We start from the raw sequence: 21,100 nt of genomic DNA, 5'->3' as shown, positions 1-21,100 counted from the left end.
GGGCACGAAATATCGAAAACGAATCGGGCGCATCAGACCCGGTCGGACAGACGGCAGGATTCACTTTGAATACCGAACCGCAAAGTTCTCGCTACAGCCTCGGGCTCGCCGCGGAAGTGCTCGCATCCGAGCAGAGCGTGCTGAGGCTGATCACACGCAACACGCCGCTGCCGGAACTGTTGGTCGAGGTTTGCCGGCGTGCAGAGGCTTTGCTCGGCGACGGCGCGTCGTGCACGATCCTGCTGCTCGATACGGACGGCATGCACGTGCGCGTGGGCGCGGCGCCGTCGTTGCCCGCGCAGTACAGCGCGGCGATCGACGGCGCGACGATCGGGCCCGCGGCCGGCTCGTGCGGCACCGCGATGTACGAGCGCCGGATGGTCACCGTCGAGGACATCGAAACCGATCCGCTATGGGCCGACTACCGCGCGATCGCGTTGCCGCTGGGCTTGCGCGCGTGCTGGTCGGTGCCGTTTCTCGACGATGCGGGCGCCGTGCTCGGCGCGTTCGCCGTCTATCACCCGCGGCCGTGCCGGCCCAGCGACGAGGAAACCGCGCTGTTGCGCGATATCGGCAACAGCGTCGGCCTCGCGGTGCATCAGGACCGGATCGCGCGCCAGCTCGCGCGCAGCGAGGAACATCACCGGCTCGTCGTCAACAGCCTGAGCGAGGGCATCCTCGTCGTCTCGCGCGACGGCGTCGTGATCGCGAGCAATCCGAGCGCGAACCGGATGATGCGCGTGAAGGGCGAGCTCGTCGGCCGCCGGCTGTCGACGGTGATCCTGCGCAAGCTGCGCGAGGACGGCACGCCGATCGAGCCGCACGACTGGCCGAGCCGGCGCGCGCTCGAGACGGCCACGCCGATGCTCGACTATACGGTCGGCTTCGGTCTCGCGGACGGCGACATCATCTGGGTGCGCGGCAACGCGGTGCCGATCGTGAGGCCGGGCGACACGCAGGCCGATTCGGTGCTCGTGTCGTTCAACGACATCGGCCCCGTGCGCGAAGCGCAGCAGCAGTTGCGCTACATGGCGACCCGCGACGCGCTGACGGGCCTCTACAACCGCCGCTGGCTCGGCGACCGCATGCGCGAGCTGTTCGGCGCGCCCGACGCGGCGGGCGGGCCCGCGCGCGTCGCGATCCTGTTCATCGATCTGGTCGGCTTCAAGAAGGTCAACGACACGGCCGGCCATGACGCGGGCGACGCGCTGCTGCGCAGCGTCGCGTCGCGGCTCGCGGCCTGCGCGGACGGCCGCTACGCGCTCACGCGCGTCGGCGGCGACGAGTTCGTGATCCTCGTCGACGACTGCGACGATCCCGACCGTCTCGCGGTGCTCGCGCGCGAGGTGATCGACGCGATCGCGAAGCCGTTCGCGATCGCGAACAACGAATACTGGCTCGGCGTATCGATCGGCATCAGCGTCGCGCCGCGCGACGGCGACGATGCGGTGACGCTGATGCGCAACGCCGATTCGGCGATGTACGACGCGAAGCAGCGCGGCCGCAACCACTTCACGTTCTTCACCGCGCAGCTCAACCTGCGGCTGCAGCGCCGCTTCGCGATCGAGCAGTCGCTGCGGCGCGCGCTGGCGTCGGACACGCTGCGGCTCGCGTATCAGCCCGTCATCGATGCGCGCAGCGGCCGCACGGTCGGCGCCGAGGCGCTGCTGCGCTGGACGAGCCCCGAGCTCGGGCCGATGTCGCCGGCGGAATTCATTCCGGTCGCGGAAGATACGGGGCTGATCGTCGCGATCGGCCAGTGGGTGCTCGAAACCGCGTGCCGGCAGGCCGCCGAGTGGCGCCGCACGATCGCGCCGGACCTGATGCTGGCCGTCAACCTGTCGCCGCGGCAGTTCCACGAGGGGCTCGTCGAATCGGTCGGCCGCTGTCTCGCGCAAACGCGGCTCGACCCGTCCGCGCTGGAGCTGGAGATCACCGAAGGCGTGCTGATGAACGACACGGACACCGTGCTGCCGATGCTCGAAGCGCTCACGGACATGAACGTGCGCATTTCGGTCGACGATTTCGGCACCGGCTATTCGTCGCTCGCGTACCTGAAGCGCTTTCCGCTGCACAACCTGAAGGTCGACCGCTCGTTCGTGTCGGGCGTGCCCGATCATCACGACTCGGTCGCGATCACGCAGGCGGTCGTCGCGATGGCGCATTCGCTCGGGATGAAGGTCACGGCCGAGGGCGTCGAGACGCAGGCGCAATCGTGGTTCCTGCAGCAGATCGGCTGCGACATGCAGCAGGGCTACCTGTTCAGCCGCCCGCTGGACGCGGGCGACTACGCGCGCCGGCTCGGCGCCGCCTGAGCGCGGCGCGTTCGCCGGTTGCAGCCGCTACCGAGCGCCGAACCCGCCGGCGTCCGGCGGCGTCGACGACGGATCGATCTCGACCCGGTTCTTGCCCGCGTGCTTCGCGCGATAGAGCGCGCGGTCGGCCGCCTCGATCAGGACGGTCGTCGGCAGGCCGGGCGCGGGCACGATGCTCGCGCCGCCGATGCTGATCGTCACGGTCTGGTTGCCCGTCGACGAATGCGCGTGCCGCAGTCGCAGCCCCTCGACCGCGAGCCGGATCTTCTCGCCGAGCAGCCGCGCGGCGCCGGGCGACGTGCCGGGCATCACGACCGCGAATTCCTCGCCGCCGAAGCGCGCGGCGAGATCGCCCGATTGCCCGAGGCAGCGCTCGATCGTCGACGCGATCTGCTTGAGCACGCTGTCGCCCGACACGTGCCCGTACGTGTCGTTGTACAGCTTGAAGTTGTCGACGTCGATCATCAGCAGCGACAGCTCGCTGCGCTCGCGCGCGCCGCGCCGCCACTCGGCGGCCAGGTATTCGTCGAGATAGCGGCGGTTCGACAGCCCGGTCAGGCCGTCGGAGTGCGTGAGGCGCCGCAGTTCGAGATTGGCCTCGAGCAGTTGCTGCTGCGACTGCCGCAACGCGCGATAGGCCTCGTCGCGCTGCAGCAGGTTCAGGTACGAGCGCGAGTGGTAGCGGATGCGCGCGACCAGCTCGATGCGATCGGGCAGCTTGACCAGATAGTCGTTCGCGCCGGACGCGAACGCGGCGCTCTTGATCACCGGCTCTTCCTGCGTCGACAGCACGATGATCGGCACGTCGCGCGTGGCCGGATTCGCGCGGTACGCCCGCACGAGGCTCAGCCCGTCGGTGCCCGGCATCACGAGGTCCTGCAGGATCACGGTCGGGCGCGTCTCGATCGCGGCGGCCATCGCGTCGTCCGAGCGCGGGCAGTAGTGGAAGTCGATGCCTTCCTCGTCGACGAGCGCGCGCCGCACGGCTTCCGCGACGATCGTCTGGTCGTCGACCAGCAGCACCATCGCCGGCGCGTCGGCGGGCGACGCGCTCGGGCCGCCGGGCGGGCGAGTCAGGTCAATCGTCATGGTCGATGCGGGTTGTTGCGGTTGTTGCAGGAGCAGGCATGGGTGTTGCACGTGGTCATCGTCGGGCTCAGATACGCGCGAGCGCGGCCAGTTCGCCCGCGATGCGCCCGAGCGGCAGGATCGCGCGCGCCGCGCCGAGCGTCGCGGCCGCCTTCGGCATCCCGTACACGGCGCTCGTCGCTTCGTCCTGTGCGATCGTATGGTAGCCCTTCATCCGCAGCGCCTTCAGGCCGATCGCGCCGTCGCGGCCCATCCCCGTCAGCAGCACGCCGATCACGCGGCCCGGCCAGTGCTCGGTCAGGCTGTTGAAGAACACGTCGACCGACGGGCGATACGGCGTGGCGGCCGGTTCCCGCGTGTATTCGAGCGTGCCGGCGCGCGTGACGCGCAGGTGATCGTCGGTCGCGGCGAGCAGCGCGACGCCCGGCTGCGGGCGGTCGCCCGCGCGGGCGACGCGCACGGTGAGCCGGGTCTGGCCGTCGAGCCATTGCGCCATGCCTTCGGCGAACGCGCGATCGACGTGCTGCACGATCACGATCGGCGCATTGAAATCGGCCGGCAGGCTGCCGAGGATCGACGCAAGCGCGCCGGGGCCGCCGGCCGATGCGCCGATCGCGACCAGCGGGCCGCCGCCGGTGCGCGCGGCCGCGCCGGCGACGCGCGTGCCGCCCGGCGCGTCGAGCAGGTGGCCGATCTGGTCGATCTTTGCGAGCAGCAGTTTCGTCGTGTCGTCGGCCGCGCCGTCGCCGAGCCGCGGCGTGTCGACCGCGTCGAGCGCACCGGCGCCCATCGCCTCGAACACGCGCCACGCGTTCGCGCCGATGCAGCTCGTCACGATCAGGATCGCGCATGGCCGTTCGGAACGCATGATCCGGCGGGTCGCCTCGATCCCGTCGCATTTCGGCATGATCAGGTCCATCAGGACGATGTCGGGCGGCTGCGTGGCGCACAGTTCGACGGCCTGCGCGCCGTCGGTCGCGACCCACAGCACGCGGTGCTCGGGCCGTCGCGCGATCGCGCGGCGCATCGCCTCGACGGCTAGCGGGAGGTCGTTGACGATGCCGATGTTCACAAGCGGAATTCTCCGGTCGGTTCGTGGTGTTGGAGCTGGGCCGGGTTCATGGAGGGGGCAGCCTGTTCGGCGCGGCCGAACGGCATCGGCGGCCGGACGGCGCGGCATTCTTTTCGGTTGGCGACGCCCGAATGCTGTCATGCGGCGCGGGCGGCGGCAATCGAAAAATTTGCGCATTGCGCCGTTTCAGTACGTTTCCTCTATGGCGATGCCGCATTGCGTGCCAGCGGGCCAGTCGATCCTGTCCCGGCAGGCCGCGAAAGTCCGCATGTTACCGTGCCGGCATCGACAAAAAGAAAGGAGGGAACCGGATGACCGCGCCCGAAACCGTACTCGTCAGCCGCGCTCCATACGCGCCGATCGTGATCGAGCAGGACGGCCGTTTGCTGTACCGAATCCACATCGAGAGCGGGCACGCGTCGTTCCACCGCGATTTCCCGGTCGAACCCGACGCGGTGCGCGTGCTGCGCGACGATGCCGAGCGCTACTACTTCCTGTTCGCCGCGCTTCACCATCCGTATCAGCTGCGCGCGACGAACCTCTCCGACGCGGAGCGCGAGCGCCATTTCGGCACGATCCTGTTTGCCGGCCGCGACGAGGTCGAAGCCTTCATGACGGAACGCGATCGCGCGAGCAACGGCGCGGTGGCGAACCTGCTGAGGATCTTCACGCAGGCCGATTACCGGCAAATGCGCGAGGGCCGGTGGTTCGGCGTGGGCGCGGGCACGCCGGCCGCGTAGCGGGCCGTACCGCGCATCGGGCAGCGGCCGCGCCGCCGCGCCGTCAATGGCTGCGCGCGTAGCCCTGGATCAGCGCGCGCATCATTCCCTCGACCGTCGCATCGCGCAGGTCGTCTTCCTGCTCGGCTTCCTCGACGAGCGCGGCATAGGCGGTCGCGAGCGTCACGCGGTCGACTTCATGGCGTTGCTCCATCAGCGTCACCATCCCGTCCTTCGCCAGATGGGCGGAGAACGCGCGGCTGCCGATGGTCTGGAATACGTCAATCATGGCGGCTCTCCCGTACGTTGCCGATGCTTTCCAGTGTAGTCGGCGTGCCGCGGCCGCGCCACGCGGGCGGGCCGGCACGCCCGATTCATCGGATGAAAGGCGGCCGACACACGGTGCGCGCACGGTGTGCCGCTTCAACGTTTACCCGAACCTGCAAATTGTCGACTTTTTATCGATAAAGTCTCGTGTTAGATTTCGCCGTCCGAGCCCGATGCAAACCGGGCCGGCCGCGCGTGGCCGACGTGCCGCGCGTCCCCAGACACGAGGAGGAGAAATGCTGGTGCTGATTGGGGTGCCGATCGTCGTGATCGGCTTCGCGCTGCGCTTCAATGCGCTGCTGGTGGTCACGATCGCGGGGCTCGCGACGGGGCTGGCGGGAGGGCTGAATCTCGTCGACATCGTCAGCGCGTTCGGCAAGGCGTTCACCGAGAACCGCTACATGGGGCTGATCTGGCTCACGCTGCCGGTGATCGCGCTGCTCGAGCGCAACGGGCTCAAGGAGCAGGCGAAGCGGATGATCTCGCGGGTGCAGGCGGCCACCACGGGCCGCGTGCTGATGCTGTACTTCGTGCTGCGCCAGGGGACGGCCGCGCTCGGCCTCACGTCGCTCGGCGGCCATGCGCAGATGGTGCGGCCGCTGATCGCGCCGATGGCCGAGGCCGCCGCGGTCGGCCGGCACGGCGAGTTGCCCGAGTCGGTGCGCCAGCAGATCCGCGCGCATGCGTCGGGCGCCGACAACGTCGCCGTGTTCTTCGGCGAGGACATTTTCATCGCGATCCAGTCGATCCTGCTGATCAAGGGCTTTCTCGAACAGAACGGCATCTCCATCGAGCCGCTGCACCTGTCGGTGTGGGCGATCCCGACCGCCGTCGCCGCGCTGCTGATTCACTGCACGCGCCTCGCGCTGCTCGACCGCCGGCTTGCGCGCGGCTTCGGCCTGGTGAAGCAGGAGGGCGCGCGATGATCGGCCTCGAATCGCTGTACACGCTCGCGGGCCTGATGTTCGCCGCGTTCGCGTACTTCAACCTGACGGACCGCACGAACCCGCGTCGCGTCGTCAATTTCGCGTTCTGGGCCATTTACGCGGTCACGTTCCTGTTCGGTGCGCTGCTGCCGCATTTCGTGACGGGCTGCCTCGCGATCGCGCTCGCGGTGATCGCCGGTTCGGGCAAGCTTGGCCGCGGCCAGTCCGACGAGGCGGGCGGTGCGGCGGCGGTGCGGCGCGAGACGCTCGCGCAGCGGTTCGGCAACCGGCTGTTCCTGCCCGCGCTGCTGATTCCGGTCGTCACGCTGATCGGCACGTTCGCGCTGAAACTCCTGCCGTTCGTCGAGCCGAAGAGCGTGACGCTGATCTCGCTCGTGCTCGGCACGATCGTCGCGTTCGTCGTCGCGCTCGCGATGCTGCGCGATTCGCCCGTGCATGCGCTGAAGGAAGCGCGCCATACGATGGACGCGGTCGGCTGGGCTGCGATCCTGCCGCAGATGCTCGCGGCGCTCGGCGCGCTGTTCGCGGTCGCGGGCGTCGGCGGCGTGGTGTCGGGGCTCGTGAAGGAGTGGGTGCCGATCGATTCGCCGTTCGCCGTGGTCGCGGCCTACACGGTCGGCATGGCGCTGTTCACGATGATCATGGGCAACGGCTTCGCCGCGTTTCCGGTGATGACGGCCGGCATCGGGCTGCCGTTGATCGTCCATCAATTCCACGGCAATCCGGCGATCATGGGCGCGATCGGGATGCTGAGCGGCTTCTGCGGTACGCTGATGACGCCGATGGCCGCGAACTTCAACATCGTGCCCGCGGCGCTGCTCGAACTGAAGGACAAGAACGGCGTGATCAAGACGCAGTGGCCGACGGCCGTGCTGCTGCTGGCCGTGAACACGCTGCTGATGTACGCGTTCGTATTCCGCTTCTGATTCGATGGAAGAGATCCTCATGACCGACCGACTCACCCCCGAACTCGCGTCGAAATTCGCGTCGCTCGCGCTCGCGCACCTGACTCGCGAATATCCGAACAAGCTCACGCACGCGCTCGAAGGGCCGCACGACGTGCAGGGCCCGCGCGCGCTGCACCCGATCTTCTACGGCAGCTACGACTGGCACTCGTGCGTGCACGGCTACTGGCTCGTGCTGCGCGTGCTCGAACGCTACCCGGCATTGCCGGAGGCCGAGCGCATCGTCGCGATCGTCGATGCGCACTTTACCGACGCGAACGTCGCCGGCGAGCGCGCGTATCTCGCGCTGCCGCACAACGCGGGCTTCGAGCGGCCGTATGGCTGGGCGTGGCTGCTCGCGCTCGCCGCGCAACTCGAGCGGCTTGCGCTGAAGGGCGCGCTGCCGCAGGCCGCGCGCTGGGCGAAGACGATGGCGCCGCTGGCCGACCTGTTCGTGTCGCGCTTCGAGACTTTCCTGCCGAAGGCGACCTATCCGCTGCGCGTGGGCACGCATTTCAACACCGCGTTCGCGCTGGCGCTGGCGCTCGATTTCGCCCGCGACACGCAGCGCGACGGGCTCGCCGCGCTGATCGTCGATACCGCGAAGCGCTGGCACCTGAACGACGTCGCGTGCCAGGCGTGGGAGCCGTCGGGCGATGAATTCCTGTCGCCCGCGCTGATGGAAGCCGAACTGATGCGGCGCGTGCTGCCGGCCGCCGAATTCGACGGCTGGTTCGCACGCTTCCTGCCCGATCTCGCGCGCGGCGAACCGGCGACGCTGTTCGAGCCGGCGACCGTCAGCGACCGCAGCGACGGCAAGATCGCGCACCTCGACGGGCTGAACCTGAGCCGTGCGTGGTGCCAGCGGTCGCTGGCCGGCGCGCTGCCGCAAGGCGACGAGCGGCGCGCGAAGCTGCTCGACGCGGCCGACCGGCATCTCGCGAGCGCGCTCGCGCACGTGGCCGGCGACTACATGGGCGAGCACTGGCTCGCCACGTTCGCGTTGCTCGCGCTGGACGCGTAGCGCGCCACGGGCGTTCGTGGGGCGCGCTTGCCTTTGCGTCGCATGCAACACCGCTTTCCATGTCAGGGCCGACGCGCGGCGGCGACGACTCGCTACACTGCCGTACCGGTTGGACGGGCCCCGGCGTCAGGCCCCCGAGCAAGGAGACAAAAGAGGATGGACACCCCACGCGCAGCGGTCGTCACGTACCGCGGCAATGCGATCGAGAACACGCACGTCGCCCATGTGGCGGTCGTCGATGCACGCGGCCGGCTGCTGGCCCGGTTCGGCGATCCGTTCCGGATGACGCTCGCGCGGTCGGCGGCCAAGCCGGCCCAGGCGCTGTCGGTGATCGAGACGGGCGCGCCGGAGCGCTTCGGCTTCGACGACGCGGACATCGCGCTGATGTGTGCATCGCACAGCAGCGAGGACCGTCACATCGAACGCACGCGCGCGATGCTCGCGAAGGTCGCCGCGCACGAAGCGGATCTGCGCTGCGGCGGCCATCCGCCGTTGTCCGACGCGGTGTACCGTTCATGGATCAAGCGCGACTACACGCCGACCGGCGTATGCAGCAACTGTTCGGGCAAGCATGTCGGGATGCTGGCCGGCGCGCAGGCGATCGGCGCGGCGATCGCCGATTACCATCTGCCCGACCATCCGATGCAGGTGCGCGTGAAGCAGGTGGTGGCCGATGCGTGCGGCCTGCGCGACGATGAAGTCGTCTGGGGCATCGACGGCTGCAACCTGCCGACGCCGGCGTTCCCGCTGGATCGGCTGGCGCGCCTGTACGCGTCGCTGGCCGACGGCGCGGACGCGGTGGAAGCGGGCGGTGCCCACGTGACGGACCGGATCCGCGCACTGGCGCGCATTCATCGCGCGATGACCGCCCATCCGGAACTGGTGGCGGGTGAAGGGCGCTATTGCACGGTACTGATGAACGCGTTCGGCGGGCAGGTGGTCGGCAAGCTCGGCGCGGATGCGTGCTACGGGATCGGCGTGCGCGCGTCGGAACGCACGCGGCAACTCGGCGCGGATGGCGCGCTCGGCATCTCCGTGAAGATCGAGGACGGCAATCTCGACGTGCTGTACATGGTCGTCAGCGAAATCCTCGAGCGGCTGCAGATCGGCACGGCCGAGCAGCGTGCGCAACTGGCCGGCTTCCACCGCCCGCCGATGCTCAACACGCAGGGCGTCGAGTTCGGGCACGCGACGTTCCCGTTCGAATTGCAGGCGGCCTGAGCGCGGTTACCGCGCCGATGCCGCCGGCCCGTGACCCGGGCATGCGCATCGGCGCGCGCTACGCGCGTGCGTCGCGAATCCTCGCGAGTTCGCGCGCCGACAGCTCGCCGATCTGCGCGAGGTGTTCCACCAGAAAGTCCTTCAGCACGCGCAGCTTCGCCGAGCTGCGCCGGTTCGCCAGATACGCGATGTAGATGTATTCGCCGGTCAGCCGGTTCTGCAGCCGGTGCCGCGGCAGCACGGGTTCGAGCTCGCCGCTCGCGAGCAGGTCACGCACCAGCCAGATTTCGAATTCCGCGATACCGAGCCCCGCGCAGGTCGCTTCCAGTAGCAGCTCCGAATGGTCGGTGACGAGATTGCCGGCCGGCAGCACGCTGTGCCGCGCATCGCCGCTCACGAGCTCCCAGCGCGGATCGCCTTCCGGGTGCACGTAGCGCAGGCAGTTGTGGTGCTTCAGGTCGTCCGGCGTCGCCGGGCGCCCGCAGCGGTCGAGGTAGCCGGGCGTCGCGCACAGGATGCTGTCGTTGCGCGACAGCCGGTGGACGACCAGGTTGTCCAGGTAGTTCTCGCCTTCGTGGATGTCGAGATCGAAGCCGCCGGCCACGAGGTCGTTGTGGTTGTCGGTCAGCCGCACGTCGAGCTGGATCGTCGGATAGCGCGCCAGAAACGGCGCGATCAGCGGCGCGAGATGACGGCGGCCGAACGCGACGGGCGCGGTGAGCTTCAGCGGGCCGCTCGGCTGCGCATTCAGTTCGGCGACGACACGCAGCGTGTCGTCGAGATCGGCGATCAGCGTGACCGCGCGTTCCAGGTAGATATGGCCGGCTTCGGTGAGCGTCACGCTGTGCGTCGAGCGGTGCAGCAGCGCGACGCCGAGTGCCTCCTCGATCGCCGTGACCTTGCGCGCGACGGTGGACGTCGACACGCGCATCTCCTTCGCCACCGCCGAAAAACTCCCCGTTTCGACCACGCGCACGAACGCGCGCATCGCGCCGAGGTGATCGATGCCGGTTTCTCTCGCACCTTTTTTCATTCGATTCTCGCTGTTGCGTCCCACGCAAAACCGCTTTCGATAATACAGAAGCGAGCATGTTTTTGCAAAGGCATAGAATGCGAACCCGTCGCGTCGGGAAGCGGCGGCCGGCGAGCGGCACGAGACATTTCAGGAGGGCACGATGGCAGAAAGCGGCTTCCGCGTCGAAGCGGATCTTTTAGGGAAACGAAGCATTCCGGCTACCGCGTATTACGGCGTCCATACGCTGCGCGCGAAAGAGAATTTCGACATTTCGGGCCGCACCATCGCGTCGCTGCCGTACCTCGTGATGGCGCTCGCGGCCGTGAAGGAAGCGGCGGCCGACGCCAATTGCGAACTCGGTCTGCTGCCGCGGCCGTACCGCGACGCGATCGCCGCGGCGTGCGTCGAGATCCGCGAAGGGCGGCTGCACGACCAGTTCGTCGTCGACGTCATCCAGGGCGGCGCCGGCACGTCGACCAACATGAACGCGAACGAGGTGATCTGCAATCGCGCGCTCGAAATCATGGGGTACGCACGCGGGCAGTACGAATATCTGCATCCGAACGAGCACGTCAATCTCGCGCAGAGCACCAACGACGTCTATCCGACCGCGATCCGGATCGCGACGTGCTTCGCGGTCGAGCACCTGCTCGAGGCGATGGCGCGGCTGCGCGATGCCTTCGCGGAGCGCGCCGACGCGTTCGCCGGCTTGCTGAAGCTCGGCCGTACGCAGTTGCAGGACGCGGTGCCGATGACGCTCGGCCAGGAATTCTCGACCTACGCGGTGATGCTGACGGAAGACATCGCGCGGCTGCAGGAGGCCGGCTGGCTGATTCGCGAGATCAACCTCGGCGCGACCGCGATCGGCACGGGCATCACCGCGCATCCGGAGTACGCGGAGAAGGCGCTGGCCGCGCTGCGCCGCATCACCGGGCTCGACCTGAGCACCGCGCCGAACCTGATCGAGGCGACGCAGGATTGCGGCGCGTTCGTCCAGGTGTCGGGCGTGCTCAAGCGGATCGCCGTCAAGCTGTCGAAGATCTGCAACGACCTGCGGCTGCTGTCGAGCGGCCCGCGCGCGGGTTTCGGCGAGATCAACCTGCCGCCCGTGCAGGCCGGCTCGTCGATCATGCCCGGCAAGGTGAACCCGGTGATCCCGGAAGTCGTCAACCAGGTCGCGTTCGAGGTGTTCGGCAACGACGTGACCATCACGTTCGCGGCCGAGGCCGGCCAGCTTCAGCTCAACGCGTTCGAACCGGTGATCGCGAGCGCGCTGTTCCGCAGCTTCAGCCATCTGACGGCCGCCTGCACGACGCTCGCGCAGCGATGCGTGAGCGGCATCACCGCGAATCCCGAACGGCTGCGCGAAACGATGGAGCGCTCGGTCGCGCTCGCCACCGCGCTGAATCCGTACATCGGCTACAAGCGCGCGACCGCCGTGGCCGCCGAAGCGCACGCGACCGGCAAGTCGATCCGCGAGGTCGTGCTGGCGCGCGAACTGATGACCGAGGCGCAACTCGACGAAGCACTGCAGCCCGAAGCGCTGATCCGGCCGCGCGTGTTCTGACGCCGGCCGGTCGCGGCCCAACCGAAAGCGCCCCCGCAGCGGGGCGAAACACATCGACAAACAACGGAGACTCACGATGAAACACCCCACCGAGCGCCCGGCCGGTCCGGCCGGCGGCGCCGATGCCGTGCACGCCGATCCCGATGCGATGTTCGCGTCGCACGAAGCCGGCTATGCGAAGCAGTTGAAGCCGCGGCACGTGCAGATGATCGCGATGGGCGGTGCGATCGGCACCGGCCTCTTTCTCGGCGCGGGCGGGCGCCTGCAAAGCGCGGGGCCGGCGCTCGCGCTCGTGTATCTCGTGTGCGGCGTGTTCGCGTTCCTGATCATGCGCGCGCTCGGCGAGCTCGTGATGCACCGGCCGACCAGCGGCAGCTTCGTGTCGTACGCACGGGAGTTCATGGGCGAGCGCGCATCGTTCGTCGCGGGGTGGATGTACTACCTGAACTGGGCGACGACCGGCATCGTCGACATCACCGCGGTCGCGATCTACATGAAGTACTGGGCCGTGTTCACCGACGTGCCGCAATGGGTGTTCGCGCTCGGCGCGCTCGGGATCGTGTCGGTGATGAACATGATCGGCGTGAAGGTGTTCGGCGAGATGGAGTTCTGGTTCTCGCTCGTGAAGGTCGGCACGCTCGCGGTGTTTCTCGCGGTCGGCGCCGTGTTTCTCGCGAGCGGCCATCCGGTGGCGGGACAGATGACGGGGCTGCATCTCGTCGCGGATCACGGCGGGATCTTCCCGCACGGGATCCTGCCGGCGGTGCTGATCGTGCAGGGCGTCGTGTTCGCGTACGCGAGCATCGAGCTCGTCGGCGTTGCGGCGGGCGAGACCGCCGACGCGCGCAAGGTGCTGCCGAAGGCGATCAACAGCGTGATGTGGCGCATCGCGCTGTTCTATGTCGGCTCGGTCGTGCTGTTGACGCTGCTGCTGCCGTGGACGGCGTACAGCGCGCACGAAAGCCCGTTCGTCACGTTCTTCAGCAAGCTGGGCGTGCCTTACGTCGGCACCGTGATGAACGTCGTGGTGCTGACGGCCGCGCTGTCGAGCCTGAATTCCGGCCTTTATTCGACGGGCCGCGTGCTGCGCTCGCTCGCGATGGGCGGCTCGGCGCCGCGCTTCGTGTCGCGGATGAACGCCCGCGGCGTGCCGTACGGCGGCATCCTGATCACGGTCGCGATCAATGCGATCGGCGTGCCGCTGAACTACATCGTGCCGGCCCAGGCGTTCGAGATCGTGCTGAACATGGCGTCGCTCGGGATCATCACGACGTGGGGCTTCATCGTGATGTGCCAGATCCTGTTCCGCCGCGCGGTCGATCGCGGCGAGATGAAGGCCGTGTCGTTCCGGATGCCCGGCGCGCCGTTCACGTCGTGGCTCACGCTCGCGTTTCTCGTCGGCGTGCTGGTGCTGATGGCGTTCGACTATCCGGGCGGCACGTGGACCATCGCGACGATTCCCGTCGTCGTGCTCGCGCTGGTGATCGGCTGGAAGCTGGCGAAACGTGGCGCCGAGCGCGAGCGGGCGGCGGCGGTGCCCGCATCCGTGCGTGGCGTGGCGGATCCCGCGCGGAACGCGTGACGAACGCGTGACGTCATGCGCCGGGGGCGCCGGTCCGTTCGCGGGCTGGCGCCCCCGGTCCGTTTGGTTCGAGTCAGTTCAACCCGGCGCGCTCACCGACCCATCGGCTGAAATCGCCGGCCATCTCCGCGGTCAGCTCGTGGCCGGCCGCATACAGCCGCGTGTCGTGCGCGACGCCGAGCGCCGTCAGCTTCGCGTCGGCCGTGTCGGCCCATGCGACGGGCAACTTGTCGTCGAAGCGGCCGTGCATCACCAGCGCGTGCAGCGTGCTCAATGCAGCGCGCGGCGCGATCAGCGGATCGATTTCCGGCAGGATGCGCCCGCACAGCACGGCGAACGCGCTCACGTCGCCCGGCGACGTGAGGCCGACGCTCGCGCTCATGATGCCGCCCTGGCTGAAGCCGGCGATCACGGTCGGTAACGCGGGGGCTGCGCCATCCTGTGCGCGCAATGCATGCAGCAGCGTGATCAATTGCACGCGGCTCTCGTCCGCACGCGCCGGATCGATTTCAGGGCCGTTCGGGCCGAAACGCACCGGAAACCATGCATGCTGATTGGGCCCGAACGTGAGCGGGCCGCGCAGGAACGCGATTTCGATGCGCGGATCGATCGCGTCGGCCACGTTCAACAGGTTGGTCTCGTTTCCGCCGACGCCGTGCAGCAGCAACAGGCGGGCGGCCGGGCCGCCAGTGGCCGGACGCAGCCGGTATTGAAGGCCGGATTCGGGCTCGGTGGTCAGCGGCAGGACGTCGGTCATTGCGTGGGTCCGAAAGGGGAACGATGCAACAGTCTAGAGCGGGCGGATCGGGAGGGGAATCGCCGGGGCGGGATTGATTGTTTCGTGACCGGAACGAATCTGGGCCCGGTACGTTGCAGGAACGGATCGCGACGTCACGCGATCGGGCATGGGCCGGCGGCCCGGCAATCCGTTCACACCAGGCCGATCGGACGACTCGTCATTCTCACGTTCAATTGATAAAATAGATACATTCTGTAGATACGTGAGGGCGGAAACATGGATACTGCAAAGCTCTTCAAGCATGGCGGTTCGCAGGCCGTCCGGCTGCCGAAGGAATTTCGCTTCGATACGGCCGAGGTCCGCATCCGCCGCCACGGGGCGTCCGTCGTTCTCGAGCCGGTGCCGCAGGACTGGGCCTGGCTGACACCGCTGATCGGCCCGGTCGACGCCGATTTCGAGGCTGCCGCGACCACGCAGCCGTCCGCTCAGGAGCGCTCGGGCCTGGATGTGTTCGAATGAAGTTCCTGCTCGATACCAACGCGGTGATCGCCATTCTCAAGGGCGAGCCGGCGATGCTGGCCCGCCTGCATGCGTGGCAGCCGGCCGATTTCGGCATCCCGGCGATCGTCGCGCATGAGCTTTACTACGGCGCGTACAAGAGCCAGCGAGCGGCGGCGAACGCCGCGCGTGTCGACGCGCTGCAGTTCGAGGTCGTGCCGTTCGACACCGAGGATGCGCAGCATGCGGGCGAAATTCGTGCGCATCTGATCGCGGCCGGCACGCCGATCGGCCCTTACGATGCATTGATCGCAGGGCAGGCGCGTGCGCGGCACCTGGTGCTCGTCACGCACAACGTCCGCGAATTCGAGCGCGTTCCGCGGCTGCAATGCGAAGACTGGCTCGCCGAGCCGAACGAAGGCTGAACAGTCGATCATGCGGGACGGACACTGACGAGCCAGCCCGGCGAATACTGCAACGATTATAAAAATACCAAAACAAACCGGCTCGCCGATAATACGCAAACGTTTTGCCGGCATTCAATAAAACGGATTTTGCGGAGCCGGCATAAAACAATAAATATCCGCTATTTCGACGATTGCTCAGGCGCAGCTTCCACGCCGGTAAGGCGGCGCGAAGTTAACGGCAAATCCGCAAAAGACTTTAGGCTTTTCCCCGCACAATTATTCATTCCATTTTCCTCAATGACCGATTGATTTTCGGTCATCGGACCGTCATACGCCATCCCCGATAATTCGGCGCTCACACTCTTTCAACAGACCAAAGGGCGATCGCACCCGGATCGCCGCGGGGAGCTGTACTCATGACCATCCGTCATCGCATCACGCTGCTAGTCGTCCTGACGTTCTTCGCGCTGTCCGCGATCGGCGTCTATGCCGTGTACCAGACGCGTAAGAGCGCGTCCGAGGTGCGTCAGGTCACCCAGGGAATCGTGCCGAGCGCGCTCGCGTCGGCCGATCTCGTCGCCGAGGTGAAGAATATCCAGATCGCGGCGATGACGCTCGTCTACGCGCCCGACGCGAACACCGCCGCCCAGGCGCGCGACGAGCTGAAGGCGAAGCAGGCCGCGCTGCGCGCCGCGCTCGACGCGCAGGCGAAATCGGCGGTCGGCCGCGCGCAGGAAGGGCTCGTCACGCAGGCGAAGGACAGCGCCGCCAACTATTTCGCGGCGATCGACGACACCGTGAAGATGAAGACGGACGGCAAGGCCGAGATGGCGCAGGCCTACCTGTTCGCGAACGTCGCGCAGTATCGCGACGAACTCGAAAGCATCGTCGACACGCTGCGCGTCGAGAAGAACCGCCAGAAGGACGACGCGATCGGCGCGCTGAACGGGATGCTCGCGACCACGGCCACCGCGATCGCGGGCGTCGCCGGCACGGTGATCGTGCTGCTGACCGCGCTCGGCTTCGTGCTGTATCGCCAGATCACGCGCCCGCTGATCGGGATGCAGACGGCGATGAGCGAGATCGCGACGAGCCAGGATTTCACACGCCGCGTGCCGGTGGGCCGGATGGACGAAATCGGCCATTCGATCGTCGCGTTCAACGGGATGATCGAGAAGATCCAGGAGAACGCCGCGCAACTGAAGCAGAAGACGGCCGACATCCAGGCGATGCTGCAGAACATGCAGCAGGGCATCCTGACCGTCGTCGAAGGCGGCGTCGTGCACGCGGAATATTCGGCGTACCTCGAATCCATCTTCGAGACGAACGACATCGCCGGCCGCGACCTGATGGCGCTCGTGTTCGACGATTCGGCCATCGGCGCCGACGCGCGCTCGCAGGTCGACGCGGCCGTGCACGCGTGCCTCGGCGAGGACAGCATGAACTTCGAGTTCAACGAGCACCTGCTCGTCAACGAAGTCGCGAAGCGAATGCCGGACGGCCGCGAGAAGTGGCTCGACCTGAGCTGGTCGGCGATCACCGACGAAACCGACACGGTGGTGCGCCTGATGTTGTGCGTGCGCGACGTGACCGAGATACGCGCGCTGACCGCGCAGACCGGCGAGCAGCAGCGCCGCCTCGAGATGATCGGCGAGATTCTGTCGATCAGCCAGGACAAGTTCCACGACTTCGTGCACAGCGCGAAGGGCTTCCTCAGCGAGAACGAACGGATGATCCGCCAGCACGAGCGCGCCGATCACTCGATCGTCGCGGCGCTGTTCCGCAACATGCACACGATCAAGGGCAATGCGCGCACGTACAGCCTTCAGCACCTGACGAACATCGTCCACGAAGCGGAGCAGGCGTACGAATCGCTGCGCCGCGCGGACAGCGGCCCCGAGTGGAATCGCGACGCGCTGATGGACGACCTGGCGCGCGTACGCGAAGCCGTCGACCACTACGCGACGATCAACGCGGTCACGCTCGGCCGCAGCGGCGAGCCGGCGCAGAATGGCGCCGATTTCCTGATGGTCGAGCGTGCGCACATCAGCGAGAGCCTGCGTGTGCTCGACGGCGCCGATCCGGCCAACGCATCCGACTGGCGCGCGGCGCGCGATGCCGTGCGCCGCATGCTGAGCCAGCTCGGCACGCAAGGGATCGGCGACGCGCTCGGCGGCGTGATCGAATCGCTGCCGTCGCTCGCGGCCGAGCTCGGCAAGCCGGCGCCCGTCGTGCATATCGACAGCCACGGCCAGCGCGTGCGCAGCGAGATCGTTGCGACGCTGAAGAACGTCTTCATGCACCTGCTGCGCAATGCGATCGACCACGGGATCGAATCGTCCGACGAGCGGCGCGCGGCCGGCAAGGCGGCGTCCGGCACGATCGACATCGCGGTCGGCGTGGGCGGCGGCGAACTGTGGTTCGTGCTCGGCGACGACGGCCGCGGCCTCGCGCTCGACCGGATTCGCGGCATCGCGCGCGAACGTGGCTGGATCGATGCCGCGAGCGAAGCGGCGTTGTCCGACGAGGATGTCGCCGAGCTGATCTTCCGGCCGGGCTTCTCGACCGCGCAAGCGGTGACCGAAGTATCGGGGCGCGGCGTCGGCATGGACGCGGTGCGCAATTTCCTGAAGCGCGACGGCGGCGATATCGCGCTGCGCTTCACCGACGATCGCGTCGGGGCGCCGTATCGCGCGTTCGAGACGATCGTGTCGCTGCCGGCGCGCTTCGCGGCCGACGGTGCCACTCACGGCGCAGGGCACGCGCAGCCGGCGCGCCTCGCGGATATCGGCGCGGCGGAGTGACGGCGTGATCGTGCAGGCGTGGATGATTCAGATGGCCGCCGCGCTCGCGGGCGGCGTGGTCGTCGCGGTGGCGGCGGCGATCGTGTGTCGTGCGATGCGCCAACGGCTCGTCGCGTCGATGGAGCGCGACGCGCATGCGTTGCGCGGTGCGCTTCACGCGGCCGAGGCCAGGGCGGAAGAGACGGCGTCGGCGCATGCGCAAGCGGCCGACGCATGGGCGCAACGCGAGGCGCAACTGGAAGAGGCGCTGGCGCGCGAGGTGTCCGGGAGCGCCGCGCAGCGCGACGCGTTGCAGGCGCTGTCGTCCGACCGCGCGGCGCTCGCGCAGCACGCGATGAAGATCGCCGACGAAGCCGCGCGCCTGCGCGGGCTCGCCGGCACGTTCGAGCGCTGGCACGAGCAGATGATCTCGCTGACCACGCAGAACCAGGACATGCGCGCGAAGAACCTGGAGCTGTCGGCGATCGTCGCGCACGTGTCGATCGTGTCGCTGAACGCGTCGATCGAGGCGGCGCGTGCCGGCACGGCCGGGCGCGGCTTCTCGATCGTCGCGAGCGAGGTGCGCGGGCTGGCCGCGCGCTCGCAGGAACTGTCGAACAGCTATCGCGACAGCCTGAACCGCAACGATCTCGTGACGGCCGCGACGTTCCAGGACATTCAGGCCGGCGGCAAGATGATCACGGCCGCGCTCGCGACGGTCGCGACGCTGGCCGGGCAACTGCACGCGCGGATCGAAGGAGCGGCCCCGTGATCAGCGCGCAGGCGAGGGCCGGTTTCGAGCGGATCTTTTTCGATGCCGCGCGCACGCGGCTCGCGGCCGGCGGCGCGTGCGACATCCGGCCGGCCGCCGGGCACGCACACGACGCGCCCGATCGCGTGCGCGCGAAGCCGCGCTCGAAGCCGACGGTAGCCGAACATGTGGTCGTGCTGACGATCTCGGCGCTGCATTTTCGCCTGCTGCTTGCGCTGCGCTTCAGCGACGACGACCCGACGCGCCGCCATTTCGCCGGCGCGACGGCGGGCGCGAGCAGCCAGCGGCCGCTGACCGACGCGTTCATGGAAGTCGCGAACCTGTGTTGCGGCGCGATCAACCAGGCGCTGACCGCGCCGTTCCCCGATCTCGGGATGTCGACGCCTTGCCTGCTGAGCGGCGCGAGCATCGACGCCATGCACACGCTCTCGCCCGATTACGTGGCCGCGTACGACCTGACGCTCGACGGCGACGTACGCGTCGGCGCGACGCTGTGCGTGTGCGCGAACGCGCCGGTCGATTTCCATGTGCCGGAAACGGCCACGGTGGAGAGCGGCGGCGAGCTCGAACTGTTCTGACCGACCATCAGGAATCCATCCGATGACCGAAGACCAACCCGTCAGCAAGGTGCTCGTGCTCGACGACAGCCGCGTGCATGCCGACGCGATCAAGCGTTTCTGCGACGAGCACAATCTGGTCGGCCTGACCGTGCGGCGCAGCCGGCTCTTGAAGGTGCTGCGCTCGAACATCGATCTCGGCGCGATCCTGCTGGCCGAGGATTACGGCGGCTCGCCGGCCGAGAGCGCGATCATCGCGACGCAGATCGACGCGCTGCGGCCCGAGCTGCCGATCATCCTGCGCCGCGAATCGCTCGCGTCGCGCGACGGGCTGCCCGATGCGCTCGCGCGTGTGGCGTGCGCGGCCTATGTCGCCGACGACATGACGCCGCTCGCGCGCGCGATCGACGAATACCTGTTCGGCCGCGACTACCCGAACGCGCTCGTGCGCGGCATCTCGGAGATCACCGAGGCGCGCATCGACAGCCTGTTTCCGGGCATGACGATCGAGCACGACACGCCGTGCATCGTGCGCGACCAGATCATCTTCGGCGAAGTGTTCAGCCTGATCGCGCTCGAAAGCGCGTGGTGCCGCGGCTACATGCTGCTGCAGACGAGCGAGCAGCCGCTGCTCGACATGCTCGGCGGCACGCGCGACAGCGGTCGCGCGCCGGATTTCCGCGACGTGAACAGCGTGCTCGGCGAACTGACCAACCTCGTGTGGGGCGCGTTCAAGAACCGCTATCTCGGCGACGCCGAGGCGCTGGCGCGCCATCCGGTGCAGGTGCCGCTCGTCGTCAATCACAAGCAGAAGTTCATCTCGTTCGGCGGCGACTGTCCGCAGCTCTGTTTCAAGTACCGGATGACCGATCCGGCTTCGGGTCGCTCGGTCCGTCTCGACCAGCGTTTCGTGTTCAGCCTGAGCTGGTCGCCGGAGGATTTCCGCGAATCCGTGCACGACGTCGGGCCGATGGTCGAAGCGGGCGAACTCGAACTGTTTTGAATGTTGAAGTCGGCAACGACGAAAGGGGAATACGACATGGCAAAGATTCTGGTGGTGGACGATTCGGGCACGGTGCGCGACGAAGTGGCCGGCTTCCTGCGCAATCACGGGCTCGACGTCGCGACGGCCGTCGATGGCAAGGACGGGCTCGCGAAGCTCAAGGCGACGCCCGGCGTGCGCCTCGTGATCAGCGACGTGAACATGCCGAACATGGACGGCCTGACGATGGTCGAGAAGATTCGCGGCGAACTGGCGAACACGGCGGTCAACGTCGTGATGCTGACGACCGAAAGCAGCCCGGCGATGAAGGCGCGCGGCAAGGCCGCCGGCGTGAAGGGCTGGATCGTGAAGCCGTTCAAGGGCGATGCGGTGCTCGACGCGCTGAAGAAGCTCGCGGGCTGACGCGCCAGCGGGCCGTCGAACGGTTGCGCGCGCAATTTACAGCGCGCCGGGATGTCCGTATCCTGCCGGATGCCGGGGGCGGGGGGGGGGGGGGGGGGGGGGGGGGGGGGGGGGGGG

20 protein-coding genes are annotated in these 21,100 nt (G+C 68.1%); 15 read left to right on the top strand and 5 right to left on the bottom strand.

The annotated features are described in order from the left end of the window. Positions 1-65: 65 nt before the first annotated feature. On the top strand, positions 66-2,315 hold the full coding sequence (locus tag LGN10_RS19895) for a putative bifunctional diguanylate cyclase/phosphodiesterase (RefSeq protein WP_226224767.1): 2,250 nt from the start codon (positions 66-68) through the stop codon (positions 2,313-2,315). Between the two features lie 27 nt (positions 2,316-2,342). Here LGN10_RS19895 and LGN10_RS19890 read toward each other — a convergent pair whose 3' ends face one another. Together LGN10_RS19890 and LGN10_RS19885 are read right to left on the bottom strand one after the other, a co-directional pair. Further along, on the bottom strand, positions 2,343-3,404 hold the full coding sequence (locus LGN10_RS19890) for a diguanylate cyclase (protein ID WP_319000545.1): 1,062 nt from the start codon (positions 3,402-3,404) through the stop codon (positions 2,343-2,345). Positions 3,405-3,471: 67 nt separating this feature from the next. Continuing rightward, positions 3,472-4,476, bottom strand: coding sequence for a chemotaxis response regulator protein-glutamate methylesterase (locus LGN10_RS19885; RefSeq protein WP_226224765.1), 1,005 nt, complete (start codon positions 4,474-4,476; stop codon positions 3,472-3,474). Positions 4,477-4,787: 311 nt separating this feature from the next. Here LGN10_RS19885 and LGN10_RS19880 point away from each other — a divergent pair, with 311 nt between their 5' ends. Next, positions 4,788-5,216 (top strand): hypothetical protein, encoded by a 429-nt coding sequence (locus LGN10_RS19880; RefSeq protein ID WP_059582492.1) that lies wholly within the window; start codon positions 4,788-4,790, stop codon positions 5,214-5,216. Between the two features lie 43 nt (positions 5,217-5,259). On the opposite strand, the gene LGN10_RS19875 is transcribed toward LGN10_RS19880, so the two are convergent. Further along, entirely contained in the window at positions 5,260-5,484 is a 225-nt protein-coding gene (locus LGN10_RS19875) for a hypothetical protein (protein WP_050013757.1), read from the bottom strand. 274 nt (positions 5,485-5,758) lie between these two features. Between LGN10_RS19875 and LGN10_RS19870 the strand changes: the two genes are divergently transcribed. The 4 genes from LGN10_RS19870 to LGN10_RS19855 all read left to right on the top strand — a co-directional run bounded on the left by LGN10_RS19870 (position 5,759) and on the right by LGN10_RS19855 (position 9,658). Further along, the gene (locus LGN10_RS19870; protein WP_059582489.1) at positions 5,759-6,448 is read left to right on the top strand and encodes a DUF969 domain-containing protein; all 690 of its coding nucleotides are present in this window, start codon (positions 5,759-5,761) and stop codon (positions 6,446-6,448) included. Next, a complete protein-coding gene (locus LGN10_RS19865; RefSeq protein WP_099317303.1) occupies positions 6,445-7,395 on the top strand; it encodes a DUF979 domain-containing protein in 951 nt (316 codons plus the stop codon). The genes LGN10_RS19870 and LGN10_RS19865 overlap by 4 nt, the downstream gene beginning before the upstream one ends. Before the next feature lie 19 nt (positions 7,396-7,414). Next, positions 7,415-8,437: a DUF2891 domain-containing protein gene (locus LGN10_RS19860; RefSeq protein ID WP_226224764.1), complete on the top strand. Its 1,023-nt coding sequence runs from the start codon at positions 7,415-7,417 to the stop codon at positions 8,435-8,437. A 156-nt stretch (positions 8,438-8,593) separates the two neighbouring features. Beyond that, entirely contained in the window at positions 8,594-9,658 is a 1,065-nt protein-coding gene (locus LGN10_RS19855; protein WP_226224762.1) for an asparaginase, read from the top strand. Between the two features lie 58 nt (positions 9,659-9,716). On the opposite strand, the gene LGN10_RS19850 is transcribed toward LGN10_RS19855, so the two are convergent. After that, positions 9,717-10,691 (bottom strand): LysR family transcriptional regulator, encoded by a 975-nt coding sequence (locus LGN10_RS19850; RefSeq protein ID WP_226224761.1) that lies wholly within the window; start codon positions 10,689-10,691, stop codon positions 9,717-9,719. A 142-nt stretch (positions 10,692-10,833) separates the two neighbouring features. Between LGN10_RS19850 and LGN10_RS19845 the strand changes: the two genes are divergently transcribed. Both LGN10_RS19845 and LGN10_RS19840 read left to right on the top strand, forming a co-directional pair. Next, positions 10,834-12,240: an aspartate ammonia-lyase gene (locus tag LGN10_RS19845; protein WP_060311148.1), complete on the top strand. Its 1,407-nt coding sequence runs from the start codon at positions 10,834-10,836 to the stop codon at positions 12,238-12,240. 76 nt (positions 12,241-12,316) lie between these two features. Next, the gene (locus LGN10_RS19840; protein WP_060967662.1) at positions 12,317-13,822 is read left to right on the top strand and encodes an amino acid permease; all 1,506 of its coding nucleotides are present in this window, start codon (positions 12,317-12,319) and stop codon (positions 13,820-13,822) included. Between the two features lie 73 nt (positions 13,823-13,895). Here LGN10_RS19840 and LGN10_RS19835 read toward each other — a convergent pair whose 3' ends face one another. Continuing rightward, positions 13,896-14,579 carry an alpha/beta hydrolase gene (locus tag LGN10_RS19835; protein WP_226224759.1) on the bottom strand — a complete coding sequence of 228 codons (684 nt, stop codon included), beginning with the start codon at positions 14,577-14,579 and terminating at the stop codon, positions 13,896-13,898. 258 nt (positions 14,580-14,837) lie between these two features. On the opposite strand from LGN10_RS19835, the gene LGN10_RS19830 reads away from it, so the two are divergent. The 7 genes from LGN10_RS19830 to LGN10_RS19800 all read left to right on the top strand — a co-directional run bounded on the left by LGN10_RS19830 (position 14,838) and on the right by LGN10_RS19800 (position 20,983). Further along, complete coding sequence (locus tag LGN10_RS19830) at positions 14,838-15,080, top strand: antitoxin (protein ID WP_059639270.1); 243 nt, start codon at positions 14,838-14,840, stop codon at positions 15,078-15,080. Beyond that, positions 15,077-15,484 carry a type II toxin-antitoxin system VapC family toxin gene (locus LGN10_RS19825; RefSeq protein ID WP_059639271.1) on the top strand — a complete coding sequence of 136 codons (408 nt, stop codon included), beginning with the start codon at positions 15,077-15,079 and terminating at the stop codon, positions 15,482-15,484. The genes LGN10_RS19830 and LGN10_RS19825 overlap by 4 nt, the downstream gene beginning before the upstream one ends. Positions 15,485-15,882: 398 nt before the next feature. Further along, positions 15,883-18,270, top strand: a complete 2,388-nt coding sequence (locus tag LGN10_RS19820; protein WP_226224758.1) for an MCP four helix bundle domain-containing protein — start codon at positions 15,883-15,885, stop codon at positions 18,268-18,270. Between the two features lie 10 nt (positions 18,271-18,280). Next, the gene (locus tag LGN10_RS19815) at positions 18,281-19,021 is read left to right on the top strand and encodes a methyl-accepting chemotaxis protein (RefSeq protein WP_413227154.1); all 741 of its coding nucleotides are present in this window, start codon (positions 18,281-18,283) and stop codon (positions 19,019-19,021) included. Continuing rightward, complete coding sequence (locus tag LGN10_RS19810; protein ID WP_226224756.1) at positions 19,018-19,599, top strand: hypothetical protein; 582 nt, start codon at positions 19,018-19,020, stop codon at positions 19,597-19,599. Before LGN10_RS19815 ends, LGN10_RS19810 begins: the two co-directional genes overlap by 4 nt. 22 nt (positions 19,600-19,621) lie before the next feature. Next, complete coding sequence (locus tag LGN10_RS19805; RefSeq protein WP_226224754.1) at positions 19,622-20,581, top strand: chemotaxis protein CheX; 960 nt, start codon at positions 19,622-19,624, stop codon at positions 20,579-20,581. Between the two features lie 36 nt (positions 20,582-20,617). Continuing rightward, on the top strand, positions 20,618-20,983 hold the full coding sequence (locus LGN10_RS19800; protein WP_059639893.1) for a response regulator: 366 nt from the start codon (positions 20,618-20,620) through the stop codon (positions 20,981-20,983). Positions 20,984-21,100: the final 117 nt, after the last annotated feature.

Origin of the sequence: Burkholderia sp. AU32262 (assembly GCF_020419985.1) — a bacterium.
Taxonomy (GTDB): Bacteria; Pseudomonadota; Gammaproteobacteria; order Burkholderiales; family Burkholderiaceae; genus Burkholderia; species Burkholderia semiarida.
The sequence above is the reverse complement of the archived record's forward strand: the minus strand, read 5'-3'. Positions and strand labels throughout refer to the sequence as shown.